The sequence below is a fragment of the Paenibacillus sp. ALJ109b genome (assembly GCF_010747435.1).
Classification (GTDB): Bacteria; Bacillota; Bacilli; order Paenibacillales; family Paenibacillaceae; genus Paenibacillus; species Paenibacillus taichungensis.
In genome coordinates, this window is the sequence record NZ_JAAIFP010000042.1 from 16,615 (window position 1) to 31,067 (window position 14,453).

The 14,453-nt window shown below is 46.7% G+C and carries 14 protein-coding genes and 1 riboswitch; of the genes, 1 reads left to right on the top strand and 13 read right to left on the bottom strand.

Annotated elements, in window-relative coordinates; genetic code table 11:
• Positions 1–68: 68 nt before the first annotated feature.
• From G3352_RS30230 to G3352_RS30270, 9 genes are all read right to left on the bottom strand, one after another.
• Positions 69–1,307, bottom strand: a complete 1,239-nt coding sequence (locus G3352_RS30230; RefSeq protein WP_064636806.1) for a bifunctional 3,4-dihydroxy-2-butanone-4-phosphate synthase/GTP cyclohydrolase II — start codon at positions 1,305–1,307, stop codon at positions 69–71.
• A 57-nt stretch (positions 1,308–1,364) separates the two neighbouring features.
• Complete coding sequence (gene ribE, locus G3352_RS30235; protein WP_163761659.1) at positions 1,365–2,033, bottom strand: riboflavin synthase; 669 nt, start codon at positions 2,031–2,033, stop codon at positions 1,365–1,367.
• Positions 2,034–2,073: 40 nt separating this feature from the next.
• Positions 2,074–3,177: a bifunctional diaminohydroxyphosphoribosylaminopyrimidine deaminase/5-amino-6-(5-phosphoribosylamino)uracil reductase RibD gene (gene ribD, locus G3352_RS30240; protein WP_076291914.1), complete on the bottom strand. Its 1,104-nt coding sequence runs from the start codon at positions 3,175–3,177 to the stop codon at positions 2,074–2,076.
• Between the two features lie 358 nt (positions 3,178–3,535).
• Positions 3,536–3,699: riboswitch (FMN riboswitch) on the bottom strand.
• 146 nt (positions 3,700–3,845) lie between these two features.
• Positions 3,846–4,277 (bottom strand): peptidylprolyl isomerase, encoded by a 432-nt coding sequence (locus G3352_RS30245; protein WP_024630947.1) that lies wholly within the window; start codon positions 4,275–4,277, stop codon positions 3,846–3,848.
• 223 nt (positions 4,278–4,500) lie between these two features.
• Complete coding sequence (gene lysA, locus G3352_RS30250) at positions 4,501–5,832, bottom strand: diaminopimelate decarboxylase (protein ID WP_163761660.1); 1,332 nt, start codon at positions 5,830–5,832, stop codon at positions 4,501–4,503.
• A 102-nt stretch (positions 5,833–5,934) separates the two neighbouring features.
• Positions 5,935–7,545 carry a spore germination protein gene (locus G3352_RS30255; protein WP_099858268.1) on the bottom strand — a complete coding sequence of 537 codons (1,611 nt, stop codon included), beginning with the start codon at positions 7,543–7,545 and terminating at the stop codon, positions 5,935–5,937.
• 83 nt (positions 7,546–7,628) lie between these two features.
• Entirely contained in the window at positions 7,629–8,051 is a 423-nt protein-coding gene (locus G3352_RS30260; protein WP_063565738.1) for a stage V sporulation protein AB, read from the bottom strand.
• Positions 8,038–8,694 carry a stage V sporulation protein AA gene (locus G3352_RS30265; RefSeq protein WP_163761661.1) on the bottom strand — a complete coding sequence of 219 codons (657 nt, stop codon included), beginning with the start codon at positions 8,692–8,694 and terminating at the stop codon, positions 8,038–8,040. The genes G3352_RS30260 and G3352_RS30265 overlap by 14 nt, the downstream gene beginning before the upstream one ends.
• Positions 8,695–9,469: 775 nt before the next feature.
• Positions 9,470–10,375 carry an AraC family transcriptional regulator gene (locus tag G3352_RS30270; RefSeq protein WP_163761662.1) on the bottom strand — a complete coding sequence of 302 codons (906 nt, stop codon included), beginning with the start codon at positions 10,373–10,375 and terminating at the stop codon, positions 9,470–9,472.
• 110 nt (positions 10,376–10,485) lie between these two features.
• Here G3352_RS30270 and G3352_RS30275 point away from each other — a divergent pair, with 110 nt between their 5' ends.
• Positions 10,486–11,445 (top strand): EamA family transporter, encoded by a 960-nt coding sequence (locus G3352_RS30275; RefSeq protein ID WP_205525132.1) that lies wholly within the window; start codon positions 10,486–10,488, stop codon positions 11,443–11,445.
• Positions 11,446–11,506: 61 nt separating this feature from the next.
• Here G3352_RS30275 and sigF read toward each other — a convergent pair whose 3' ends face one another.
• The 4 genes from sigF to G3352_RS30295 form a co-directional block, all read right to left on the bottom strand.
• Positions 11,507–12,262, bottom strand: a complete 756-nt coding sequence (gene sigF, locus G3352_RS30280; RefSeq protein WP_163761663.1) for an RNA polymerase sporulation sigma factor SigF — start codon at positions 12,260–12,262, stop codon at positions 11,507–11,509.
• Positions 12,263–12,276: 14 nt separating this feature from the next.
• Positions 12,277–12,732 (bottom strand): anti-sigma F factor, encoded by a 456-nt coding sequence (spoIIAB, locus tag G3352_RS30285; RefSeq protein ID WP_062324397.1) that lies wholly within the window; start codon positions 12,730–12,732, stop codon positions 12,277–12,279.
• Positions 12,729–13,082 (bottom strand): anti-sigma F factor antagonist, encoded by a 354-nt coding sequence (gene spoIIAA, locus G3352_RS30290; protein ID WP_036663380.1) that lies wholly within the window; start codon positions 13,080–13,082, stop codon positions 12,729–12,731. The genes spoIIAB and spoIIAA overlap by 4 nt, the downstream gene beginning before the upstream one ends.
• Before the next feature lie 143 nt (positions 13,083–13,225).
• Positions 13,226–14,347 (bottom strand): D-alanyl-D-alanine carboxypeptidase family protein, encoded by a 1,122-nt coding sequence (locus G3352_RS30295; RefSeq protein WP_240343298.1) that lies wholly within the window; start codon positions 14,345–14,347, stop codon positions 13,226–13,228.
• Between the last annotated feature and the right edge of the window lie 106 nt (positions 14,348–14,453).

Here is a 14,453-nt window from a genome sequence, read left to right on the forward strand (position 1 = left end):
TGTATTATATGATGTACGCAACTGATCTTTGGAAACTAGTTCACCCTGTTTAACCTCAGAAAAGCTACTCAGTTTTTTTCTTCATTCTGCTCGATATCGTCGAATTTTAGCATATGGCCGAGTTTCGCCTGCTTCGTGTGCAAGTAGACCGTATTATCCTCATTCTCTTCCATTTGAATGGCAACTCGTTCCACCACTTCAAGCCCGTACCCTTCAAGCCCTTTAATTTTGCGTGGATTGTTGGTTAACAAGCGAATTTGACGAACGCCAAGATCCTTAAGAATTTGGGCACCAATACCGTAATCTCGAAGATCGGCAGCAAACCCAAGCTTCAGATTGGCATCCACGGTGTCCAGACCTTCCTCTTGCAGTTTGTAGGCTTTGAGTTTGTTGATCAGTCCAATGCCTCGTCCTTCCTGTCTCATATAGAGCAGGACGCCATTGCCTTCGTCATGAATTTGTTTCAATGCTGCATCGAATTGTGGACCACAGTCGCATCGATGAGAATGGAATACATCCCCTGTGAGACATTCGGAGTGTACGCGAACCAATACAGGTTTAGATCCGTCTATTTCCCCTTTAACCAACGCAACGTGCTCCTTGTTGTCCACCGCATTGGTGTAGGCCACCGCCTGAAATTCACCAAAGTCCGTTGGCATACGTACAGCTACTTCGCGTTTAACCAACTGCTCCTTCTCATTACGGTACCGAATCATATCCTGGATGCTGATCAACTTCAGATCATGCTTACGGGCGATCTCCTGTAGATCCGGAAGTCTGGCCATCGTGCCATCTTCCTTGATCACTTCACAGATTACACCTGCCGGATAGGAACCGCACATAATGGCGAGATCTACAGCCGCTTCCGTATGGCCCGCGCGTCGTAGCACACCGCCATCTTTAGCAATAAGTGGGAACATGTGGCCCGGCTTGCGGAAATCTCCGCTTTTCGCTTCGGGATCAATTAGACCCTTAACTGTAATGGAGCGTTCATGAGCCGAGATGCCCGTTGTGGTATCTTTATGATCTACAGAGACGGTAAAAGCCGTCCCATGAAAGTCCGTATTTTGCTGGACCATAGGTTTCAGGTTGAGTTCATCGGCACGTTGCTGCGTAATGGGAACACACACCAGACCTCTGCCTTCGGTAATCATGAAATTGATCACTTCAGGTGTAGCCTTTTCCGCCAATGCGATAAAGTCGCCTTCATTCTCCCGATCCTCATCATCCACCACAATAACCGGTTTACCCTGCATGAGATCGTAGATGGCTTCCTCAATAGAATTCAGAATGGATTTCTCTGACATAGGTCCCCCTCCAGTTTCTATTTCAATTTATATTTGTAGTTAATCAATTACGATTTGTTAAGCAAATCCGTGATTAGCGAGGAAATCCTCACTGATACTTCTCGGCTTGCCCGCACCTGTCTCCTGATGTCCCTTACCATAGTTCAGCAGATGATCCACATATTTGCCCAAAATATCACATTCAATATTGATGGTATCACCCGTCTTTTTCACATTTAATACGGTCTCACCAATGGTGTGTGGAATAATGGATACAGTGAATGCGGACTGTGAAGTATGCACAACGGTCAGACTAATTCCGTCCAGGGTTACAGACCCTTTGGGTATCAGATATTTGAACAGCTGCGTATCATCAGGTTTGATCTCGAAAACAATTGCATTCTGGTCACGTGTAATGCTGCCAATGACCCCAGTGCCATCGACATGGCCCTGAACGATATGCCCGCCAAAACGACCACCTGACAGCATAGCTCGCTCCAGATTAACTTTGCTGCCTGATTGCAATTGACTAAGATTGGTATGTCGATATGTCTCGGGCATCACATCGGCAGTAAACCCGCCACCCTCCAGGGTTGTCGCAGTTAAGCATACCCCGTTTACAGCTACACTATCGCCAATCTTCAAGTCGTTCATGATGGCGGAAGCTCCGATATTCAGGACCATCGCTTCGCCTTTCCGACCTATGCGCCGGATCTGACCGACTTCTTCCACCAAACCGGTAAACATGCTACCGCCTCCTTTATTTATTTCGTTATCGTTAATTCATTTATTCAGGCCAAACCGGAATTCCGCCAATGCTAATATTATCTCCAACTTGCTCAATTTCCAGCTGATGCAATTGAATTGCCTGACTCATGCGCTCTACACCCTCGAAGCGGAAACTGCCTGGTGTTTCGTATCCTCCGACAATTTTCGGAGCAATGAACATGAGCAGTCGATCTACCAACCGGGCTTCCAGCATCGCACCATTCAGAGTACCTCCGCCTTCAAGCAGAATCGAACCAATTTCACGCTCACCAAGTTTGCTGAGTGCGCTCAGCAGATCAACACGTGGTCCTGGACCACAACGTATAATCTCCACCCCATAGGCTTCCAGCCGCTCAGCCGCTTCAGGGCTCGCCTCATCCGTTGTAAGCACCCAAGTTGGTGCAAGGCCATCCTTGACCATTTTCGCTCCTACAGGCAGACGTAGCTTGGAATCGACCACGATTCGTACTGGGCTGATCCCTTCCACTTGCAAACGAGTCGTGAGTTCGGGATTGTCTGCAATGACCGTTTCCACACCAACCATAATTCCTTGATGGCGGTGGCGAAGCGCGTGTACTATCTCGCGAGCTGACTCGTTAGAGATCCATTTGCTGTCACCGCTACGCGTAGCGATTTTGCCATCCAGAGTAGAGGCCGTCTTCAAAGTTACAAAGGGGAGACCTGTTGTAATGTATTTGATGAATTTCTCGTTCATCCGTCTTCCACGCTCTCGCAGCACTCCAACTTCAACTTCGATCCCTTGTTGACGCAGCATGCTGATCCCTCTGCCGGAGACTTGCGGATTCGGATCTTCGCAACATACGACGACACGTTTTACTTTCTCATGAATGAGACGTTCACTGCATGGTGGAGTCTTGCCATAATGGCTACAGGGTTCAAGCGTAACGTATACTGTACTGCCTTCAGCATCACTGCCCGCCATGTTCAGCGCATGAACCTCTGCATGACCCGTTCCCCGTTTGAGATGACTTCCGAGGCCCACGATACGTCCTTCTTTTACAACGACACAACCTACTACCGGATTGATTCCGGTCTGTCCTTGTGCCCGCTCTGCCATATCCAGTGCCAGCGCCATATAAAATTCATCATTAATCATTTCCAAGTCCGTTCACCCCACGGTTAAAATCTTAGTTATAGACCTCCCTTCCAACAGAGAGGCATGTTCCATATCCAATAAAAAATCCCCGTCGAACAAACCGTTCGATGGGGATGATGAGAGACATGTGTCACCAGCAGTACTATTGATACATTGCCAACAAAACATCGCCCAAAACTTCATTTCAGGCAAGTGAAAGCAGACACATACCTTAATGAACTTCAATTACAGGTAAAGAGCTTCTATGATGTGGCATATGTATGAAGATTTCCAGAAGTAACCGGATTTCTCCCTGCACAGGAAATGAATTCGTCAAAAACTGTACAGCAACACTCCTGCGGAATGCGGCCCCTAAGGACTGCACCCTCTCCTTCTCCCATCCAGACTATACTGTCGGTTCTGGAATTACACCAGATCAGCCATCTGCCATAGGCAGACGGGTCACGGACTTTGCATCAATGCTGGATAGATATCCTCACATACTGCATCACCGCCGGTAGGGAATTACACCCTGCCCTGAAGGATTCGTTGCGTTATTAATTGGATGTTAGCACTTTAACGTCAAAAAATCAATTGTTTTTTGTTCCTTTTTGTCACATACTAACTTTTAATAAGCTTAAGTGTAAACAAAAACCGCTTCGCTAATTGCGAAACGGTCTACATACGGTTATTGATTAAGCTTCTACTACTTCAACAGTTTCCATTTTGTCGCGACCTTCGAAAGCGTCTACGAACTCCATACCTTTGGTTACTTTACCAAATACAGTATGTTGTCCATCCAAATGCGGTTGCGGTTGGTAGCAGATGTAGAACTGGCTTCCGCCTGTGTTACGGCCTGCATGCGCCATAGCCAATGTTCCACGCTCATGTTTGTTCGGGTTGATTTCACAGTTGATTGTGTAACCTGGGCCGCCTGCACCGGAACCGTTAGGGCATCCGCCTTGAGCTACAAAGCCCGGAATAACACGGTGGAATACAAGACCATTGTAGAAACCGGAGTTAGCCAGTTTCTCAAAGTTTGCTACTGTGTTTGGAGCTTCTTGATCGAACAAATCGATTACAACTTCTCCGCCGTTTGCCATTTTGATTTTCGCTTGTTTCGCCATATGTAAATGACTCCTTTCGTATTGACCATCGTTAATGGTGCCAGAACGCATGACCCTGGGCCAAGCTTTATAGCACTTTTCTTAGTGTACACCGAAAATGGATTGATCGCAAAATAATCAGCAAGATTTTTTTCAAAATCCGGCCCTAAAGATGCAAAAGAAGACAAAAAAGGAGTGTCCTTTTTTGTCTTCTTCATATAGAGCTCCGCTATTTGAACTTAAATTAACGGGTAACTGGCTGTTTTGCAATACGCTCAGGTACCAGATCATTCTGGATGATGTCCTGATACGTCTCACGGCGTACGACAACATCCCCCTGACCGTCTTTAACAAATACAACTGCCGGACGACGAATCCGGTTATAGTTGCTTGCCATGGAGTAGTTGTACGCGCCAGTGCAAGCTACTGCGAGCAGATCGCCGCTCTGTACTTTAGGCAGGTCCAAATCCCAGATCAACATATCGCCGCTCTCACAACATTTACCAGCAACAGATACCGTTTCCTGAGCTGCCTCATTTGCACGGTTTGCCAATACAGCTTCATATTTGGACTCATACAGCGCTGGACGTGGATTGTCTGTCATTCCACCATCCACAGCTACGTATTTACGAACCCCTGGAATATCTTTGCTTGTTCCAACGGTGTAAAGTGTTGTTCCCGCTTCACCTACGATGCTGCGGCCTGGTTCAACCCAGATCTCAGGCACGGCATAGCCGATTTGAGCAAAATGATTTTTCACCGCATCCGTGATAGCTTTCACGTATTGTGAAACTTCAAGCGGTGTATCTCCATCAATATAGCGGATACCGAAGCCACCACCCAGATTAACCACTTTGAATGCCACGTTAAGACGCTCATACACAGCTGCTGCAAACTCAGCAACGCGTTGAACTGCCATTTGGAAACCTTCAACTTCGAAAATTTGTGATCCGATGTGTGAATGCACACCGAGTAAAACTAAGTTCGATTGTTTGGAAGCCAATTCAATGGCTTCAAATGCGGTTCCGTTTCCGATATCGAATCCAAATTTGGAATCCGTTTGCCCTGTCGAGATATATTCATGCGTATGCGCTTCAACACCAGGAGTCACACGCAGCAAAATGTTAACTTTCCGATTTTTGTCTGCGGCTACAGCTTGTAGCAAGTGCAGTTCATTGAAGTTATCCACAACGAAGCAGCCAATCTCTGCATCAAGCGCCATTTCGATCTCTTCCAATGTTTTGTTGTTACCGTGGAAGTGAATACGCTCTGCCGGAAAACCGGCTTGTAGTGCCGTGAACAATTCACCATCGGATACTACATCCAGGGAAAGTCCTTCTTCCGCAGCAAGGGCACACATAGCCATTACGCAGAATGCTTTACTTGCATAAGCAACCTGGAAACCCAGGCCTGAAGCACGGAACGCTTCCATGTACTCTCTGCAACGCTCACGAACTAATTGCTCGTCCACAACATACAGGGGAGTTCCAAATTGTTCTTTCAGGACGGTAGTATCGACTCCGCCAATTTCCAGATGTCCCTGTGCATTTATTTTACTTGTACCATGTAAATACATATCTGCATTCCTCACTTTTTATATACTGGAACAGCTGTTATTCCAATGATTTTACACCAGTATATCAAATTAGTGAATGAGAAGAATGGATTTTTCGGCAGATCATTTGTGTTTTTTACTTTTTTGCAGTTCCCCGTCCGGATCACTGTCCATTTTGGTATTGTCACGCGTTTTGTTGATCGAAGGACGTTTTTTATTCTCCAACAGTGGCAAACGGAATAAAAAGTTACCCAAAGCCTTTGCATTAAACGGTATGAATGGCCAGAGATACGAAGAGTTGTAGGAGCGATGCAAGGTGAGCGCCACAATAATGAAGGTCGTCCCGACAACGAATCCGGGTACCTTGAATATCGCCACAGCAACGAGCAAAAACAACCTGACCAATCGATTCGCCAAACCAAGCTCATAACTAGGTGTTGCAAACATTCCAATGGCGGCAATCGCCATGTAAAGTACAACTTCATTTACAAAATAACCTGTTTTCACGGCGATATCCCCGACTAAAATGGCCGCAATCAAACCCATGGCCGAAGCGAGTGGCGTCGGGGTATGGACTGCTGCCATCCGCAATAAATCCACCCCGAATTCAATAAGCAGGAACTGCAGAATCAGCGGAAGCTGTGCATTCTCGTGAGGGCCGATGAACTCCATTCCTGCTGGCTTAATGGCAGGGTCAATAACCATCAGCAACCACAACGGCAACAGGAAAAGTGAAATCAGAATACCCCCAAATCGTACCCAGCGCAGATAGGTTCCCATAAAAGCGGTCTGTCTGTTCTCTTCCGCATGCTCACATAGGTCAAAAAAGGTCGTGGGTAGAATCATTACACTGGGTGAAGTATCTACAAAAACAACAACTCGTCCGTCCATCAGATGGGAAGCTGTCACATCCGGTCGTTCCGAATACCGAACCAACGGATACGGGTGCCAGCCCTTGTTAATAATCGCTTCTTCAAGCTGCTTATCGGCGGCAGGGATACCGTCAATATTTACTCGTTTGATTTTTTCACGAACGGAATCTACCTGAACCTTGTCCACGATATCATCAATATACACAACGCAGACATCCGTTTGCGATCTGCGTCCGACCTGCATAATTTCAAACTTTAACCCAGGGTCCCGTATTCTTCGGCGTACTAACGCCACGTTGGTCAGAAGTGTCTCTGTAAATCCGTCTCTTGAACCACGGACCACTCTCTCCAGCGAAGGTTCCTCTGGTGAGCGTACCGGATAGCTACGGGTATCCATAACAATAACGGAACGATCCCCTTCGACGAACATGGCACTCATGCCTGTGAGAACCTTGTTAATGACGGCGCTCATCTTCTCCACTCGCTCAACTTGAATATGAGGAATGTAACATTCGAAATATGACTTCAGCGCATGTCCAGACACTTGCTCCGGTGTAAGATAAGTTAGCCTTTTTAACACTTCAAGCAGAATCTCATCCTTTGCAAATCCAGTCAGCAGCAACAAACCAACGTGTTTGCCACCCAAAACCATTTCCCTCATATTCACATCAAAGGACTCTCCAAGTCCCAACACTTGTTGAAGCGTATATCTGTTATCACTCATACGAGGGGAAATATCGTCGTTTTCCTGCCAATATTCTACCGATTCCTCGATACTGTCAGACATTTCATTTTGCTTCTTTTTTTCGTAAGCCTTCTTCTCTTCTTCCTCCTGAATCTCATAAGGAGATTTATGCATCATCTCTTCGGATGTTGCCTCGCTGGAGTTATGCCCGTCGTTGTCTGATCTTACGTCCATTTCCCATCCTCCTTAGGCCTAACGTTTCAACGCTGGTATACAAAAAAGTCAAACAAGGAGCCTGTCATCTTCCCCAAAATCATCGCAAGCAGCAATCCAAATAAATACGATTTCATGCCTAGTCGTTTCGCCAGCACTGGCAATACATTCAATACTTCAGTCAGTGCCGCCGCAAGCAGACCGATAAACACACCGCAAAACAGTCCGATGATCGGGCTAAGCAACAGTGCTCCATGCACCTTCCAGTGCCAAAAATCCGCAACGGTGCCGAGCAGCGAACCTCCGATTAAGGCCCCTTCATACCAATGGGTTTTGTCATAAGTTCGCGTAAGCTGAGCTAGTCTTGGGATCATATCAAGCACGAGAATAAGCGCAATCACACCACTTCCGACCGCGATCCCTCCCGCAATACCCAGCACAATGCTGATTGCTCCGTTAAGAACGCTCATCCGCATTCATCTCCCTGCGTTCCTCTTCATGCATACGTTCAGTTTCTTCAATCACCACATACTTGTCAACATTTTGCTGATATAGGAACATTTCCACTTCCAAAGGGGTAGGTTCTTCATTCCACTTTTTCTTGAATAAATGATTGAAGAACACGGCCATGCCAAACCCGATCCCGATGGAATACGCCACCTGAAACAGATACGGATGCTCATCCCGGCGGCCTGTAATCATCTCTACAATTCGAATCTGAACTTCCTGCATGTTTACGTCCGCATGAAAATTCATAATGGTCAACGCTGATCCAAAGAAAAGCAGCAGCCACACCAGGATAAACAGAGATTTGGAAGGCTTGCCACTTCCCGCAACTACCTCAACAAGGGTATGACCCGATCCGATCAATTCAACGGTGACATCTGGTAAGGCCCGACGGATCTGGGGGATGATCTGCAATATATCAATGAGGATCAAATTGCCGTCCTCCGGTCCGGGGCGCAGCAATTCAAGCTCAAGCAGCCTTCCTTCCTGTTCTTCGGGAGAGGTGAGCAAGTGAGCTACATCTCCAAGCTTGACACTTCGGCCCCTTTGGATGCGAATACGGCTGCGTAAACGAACATAGACCGTTGGAGTGGGTGTCAGGGACATCCGGAACACTCCTTTACTGCGTAATTTAGGTTAGTATTTGAAGAATGTGCAAATTTATTACATTCTGGTTGGAAAAAGGTTGGCGGCGGAGACCCTGCGGACGCTTCGGGATGGATCGGCCATAGGTCGCTGTTATCCCCGGATTTCTTGAATCTCCTTTATCAAGGAGGAAATCCGGTGCTAAAGGCGAACGCTCCGCTCCTTTGTCCGATTCCATCCCTCCACTGCATGGGTCCCTCTTTTCCAAACGCCTGTAATACATATGCTGGGAGGCGGTAGTAGGAGAAGTATCCAGGCACTCCAGCAGCAGACCAACCTTCCGATCGCTGTTGTCTCCAAATTATCTTGATTGATTTCTACTAGTGTAGAAATTCGGAGACAAAGGCGAACGCTTCGCTTCTTCAGGTCTAATCTGCCGCCTGCGTTGCTTGTGTGTATCCTTAGACGAACCCTCACGCTTCGCTCCTGTGTCCGATTCCATCCCTCCGCTGCACGGGTCCCTTTTTTCCAAAGGCCTGCAATAAATATGCTGGGAGGCGGTAGTAGGAGAAATAGTAGCTGGTGAATTTGGACTTTATTTTTTCACAATCCTTTTGTTACTCAAACAAAAAAAGCCGCTAATATAGCGACTTACTGAGAAGAGAAGAGGGTATGGATTGACTGGTAAGAAACTTGGGGATCAGGTATCTTTGGGAAAGGGATGGAAATAACGCATGTAAACAAAAGCCGTGATTATCAGCAGCGCGGATAACAATACCTTCATTTTTTTCACTGTTCAATAACCCTCCTTATTCCTCAACTCCATTTCTCTTCTGAACTTTAACGGGGTGATTTGCATCGTTTTGCGAAACTGATTAATAAAATAGCTCGTGCTATTAAATCCAACTTCATAAGCAATCTCGGTAATACTTCGTTCCTGGAGTTGCAACAGCTCCACGCTCTTTTGGATGCGATAATCGATTACATACTGCATAGGGGTTGTCTTCAGCATTTGCTTGAAATAACGGCAGGTTTCCGAGCGACTTAACTGACCCGCCCTCGCAATATCCTCCAATTTGATTGGTTCAGCGGAGTGCAGGTGAATCCATTCAACCATGTCCTTCATTCGCCTGTTTCTGATGATTTCAGATGGGTCATATTCCAGCGCGTATCCACTTGTAATCAGATGTTTCCATATCGTCAAAAGGCTTGAAGCCACATGCATTTCGTAAAATGGAGCCTGCTCATCCAGGTCCTTTTTAACATGCCGAATGGCGTTCAGGACTTGAGCTCCCCAGGGAATTTCCCTTTTGATATGAAGATAAGGTAAATTGGTTGCTGAGATATAAGGATGAACGTACTTCAAATATAACTCGGATGGCACAACAAAATGCGGAGAGACATTTAGACAAAGATAAATACAATTATCCTTCTTCCCCCGTTCCTCTGCCATATGCATACAACCACTGTTGATAAACACCCCGTCGCCTTGCGGCACAACGATCTTTTGATCATTCACATAAAAAAGAGCTTCTCCCTGGACAACCAAGACAAACTGCAATTCATCATGCCAGTGCAAAGGAATATGCCCGTGAACATTGCGTACAATTGTGGTTTTATAACACGCCACAGGCAGTGTAACCGTACGATGCTCCGTTAGTTCCCTCCCGTTTTGATCAATCCTGAATTCTGTCTTAAGCATATTTTCCTCATCTCAATATAATGATATTTATCTGTGCGATATTGATATTATTATAGCCTATTTCATTTTAATATAGCACTATTCTTATATTTAAGGTGAGGACGCTATCCATGAAAATATCTACTCAAAGATCTAGAAAATCTGGCCTATTCTTCGTTCTTACAGGAGCGATATGCTGGGGCATTGGCGGAACGGTTTCACAAAAGCTGTTTCAACAATACGGAATCGAAGTCAACTGGTTTGTAACAGTTCGGCTGCTGATTGCGGGTGTACTGCTGCTGACGGTTCAATCCTTTACAACAAGGCGCTCGCAAATTTTCGATATGTGGAAGCAGAAAAAAACAGCCTTGCAGCTAATCACTTTCGGATTATTCGGGATGCTCGCTGTTCAATATACATACATGGCGTCTATTCAACATGGCAACTCCGCAGTGGCGACACTACTTCAATATCTGTCACCAGTCATGATCATGGTCTATATGATCTGGCGAAAACAGGCTGTTCTAACCAGAAAGGATGTTGCATCAGCGATTCTGGCTCTGAGCGGGTGTTTTCTCCTACTGACCAATGGTTCTCTCTCCCAATTGTCTGTGCCTTTACCCGCAGTTTTGTGGGGGTTGTTATCCGGAGTTGCCGCTGCCTTCTATACCCTCTACGCCGTGAAACTGATTGAGAAGTTTGATTCACTCGTCGTAGTAGGCTGGGCAATGATTATCGGAGGGGCTGCACTAAGTCTCATCCACCCACCATGGAAAATGGACTTTGCCAGCTTGCGTTTGGAAACCTACGGATATTTGGCCTTTACCATTATTTTAGGGACGATGATTGCATTCTGGTTCTATATCGAAAGTTTAAAAAGCCTGACAGCCAAAGAAACAAGTTTAATGGGAAGTGCGGAGCCTCTTGCTGCCGTTGGCACCACTGTTATTTGGTTACATGAACCTTTTGGTTTATTTCAATGGCTGGGAACCGCATGTATCATTGGATTGATATTATTATTGCAGTCGAATCGTCGCAAACCCATCCAGACTAACGACAAACAACCTTCTTCGCATATTAATACGCGATAGAAGGTTGTTAGTTGTCTTATATTGGTGTTTTAACACCAATATTGTTGTCTGCAATCCAAAATCACTGTGCGATCTGGTTGCGGATGGATTGAAGTATTTTTTTCTCCAGCCGTGACACCTGCACCTGGGATATACCCAGCCTACTAGCGACCTCGGACTGGGTCTGATCCCGGTAATACCGGAGGTATACAATCAGCCGTTCCCGTTCACTGAGACCGCCAATTGCTTCGTTTAGCGCCAGTTTGTCAAACCACCGTTCCTGAGACTCGTCGGCAATCTGGTCCATTAGTGTAATCGGATCACCGTCATTCTCAAAAACCGTCTCATGTATGGAGGTAGGCGGTTTGTTCGCTTCCTGCGCAAAAACAACTTCCTCCGGGGTTACCCCCAGCTCTTCAGCCACTTCCTTGATCGTGGGCAGACGGTCCAGGTTTTTGGACAATTCATCCCTTTTCTTGCGGACTTTATTCGCCATCTCCTTCAGTGAACGACTGACCTTAAGGGTGCCGTCGTCCCGCAGGAAGCGCTGAATTTCTCCGATAATCATCGGGACAGCATAGGTGGAGAATTTCACATCATAACTGAGATCGAATTTATCCACCGATTTGAGCAGCCCGATACAACCAATCTGGAACAGATCTTCCGGCTCATATCCCCTGTTCATAAAACGTTGTACGACGGACCAGACGAGTCTGATGTTGCAGTTCACCAGCGTATCCCGTGCGACATGGTCACCCGACTGACTGAGCGCAATCAGCCGTTTGACCTCGGCATCGTCCAAATAGGTCTGTGAAGACTGTTTCACTTCAGCATCCATAAGACCACCAACCCCTAATTATACAATGCTTTCTTGGATTCAATCCTTTTCTTCATCTTGATGGAGGTGCCTCTGCCGGGCTCACTGCTGACTTCGAATTCATCCATGAAGTTTTCCATAATGGTGAAGCCCATGCCCGAGCGCTCAAGTTCGGGTTTGGACGTATACAACGGCTGTTTGGCCAGTTCAAGATCTTCGATGCCTTCACCGCGGTCTTCCACAATGATGGTGATCATGTCATCGCGAATCTCGGCTTGAATGGACACGACACCTTCCGGATTGTTGTTATAACCGTGGATGATGCTGTTCGTTACGGCTTCCGAAATGACTGTCTTCAGATCGCTAAGCTCGTCCATCGTAGGATCAAGCTGGGAGATGAAGGCAGCAACCGTCACCCGTGCGAACGATTCGTTCTCCGACTTGGCCGCGAATTGCAGATTCATGAAATTTGTCCCCGTTCCTTCATTCATGAGACGACCTCCAGACCCGAGAGAGCAGTTCCCTCATTTTCGTAAATCGGCATAATCTTGAACAAACCCGACATTTCCAGCAAACGATACACTGGCGGATTGACATCACAGACAACCATCTTGCCGCCTTTATTCTTAATGAGCTTGTATCTTCCCAAAATGACACCCAGACCCGAACTGTCCATAAATTGCAGATCTTTCAGGCTGAGTACCAGATGCTCGCATTGTCTGCGCTGGATGGCTTCATCCATCTGCATCCGTACCATGTCAGCTGTATGGTGATCCAGCTCCCCGGATAATCGCACAATCAGAATCCCGCGGTGATGTTCCATTTCCACATGCAAGTTCACGTTTGCTCACTCTCCTCCCTGTCTTGAACAAGGATTTCTACGTCCCCGAAGGCTTTTCCTGCCCCCCGACAAAACTAGAAGAAAACCCCTATTTTACTACAAAATATGTTCAAAGGATGTACGCAACCTGCATAAATCGCCGTTTAATCGAACAGATTGGAGGTTGTGCGTTTGAACAGCTTCCACCAGCCAGCCTTGTCCACATCCTGCGGAGCCTGAATGTCGAATTCCTTGATGACTTCATTGCCCTGGTAGACGACTAGTTTACCTACACTCTGACCTGCTTTGACCGGAGCTTTTACTTCTTTGGCCATCAGCAATTCATGACGGATCTCATCCGATTTCGCACCTTTGCGCATCAGCACACTATAATTTTGTGTTGCATTCAGCGGCACTTCAGCAACTTCACCTTTTTCAATTTTCAGACTACCCAGCAGGTCCCCTGACTTGTACAGAGCTTTCATCGTGTATTGCCCAAAAGCATAGTCAAACATCGAGGACACCTCGCTGTTCCGTGTTTTGGTATTTGGTTCACCCAATACCACGGAAACGACACGCAGCCCATCTTTCATCGCTGTAGCCGAGAGACAAAACTTGGCTTCAGAAGTATATCCTGTTTTCAACCCATCCGCACCGGAGTAGAAACGAACTAACTTGTTCGTATTCACCAGCCAGAATGGCTTCTCGCTATCTTTACGAAGGTAGTCCTGGTATGCACCGGTATATTTCGTAATCCCGGGATGCTTTAGCAGTTCACGGCTCATGACCGCAATGTCGTGGGCCGAAGAATAATGATTATCTACCGGAAGTCCGTTACAGTTGGCAAAATGAGTATCCTTCATGCCAAGCTCCTTTGCCCGCTCATTCATCAGTTGTACAAAAGCTTCCTCTGAGCCAGCAATTTTCTCAGCCATTGCTACAGAAGCATCATTACCAGAGGCCATAGCAATCCCTTTTAACATATCGTCGACCGACATCTCTTCCCCAGGTTCCAGAAAAATCTGTGATCCACCCATGGATGCAGCATATTCACTCGTTCTCACTTTATCCGTCAGCTTCAACTTGCCAGAATCGACCGCTTCAATGGTGAGCAGCATGGTCATAATCTTCGTAATGCTCGCCGGAGGCAGCTGATCATGACTGTTTTTCTCAAAAATGACCGTGCCCGTATCTGCATCCATCAAAATGGCGGAGCGTGCCGACGGGGCCAAATCTGTTCCCCCCGCTGCTTTGGGAGTTTCTTCAGCCAGCGCGGTTGATGCCATCAGGGGCAGCAGGATACAAAGGGTCATGAACGATGCCATTATTCGTTTCTTCACTAGGGTTACCTCCTCAAATGACTTGCTTACTGCATGTTCCATGCATGCATGT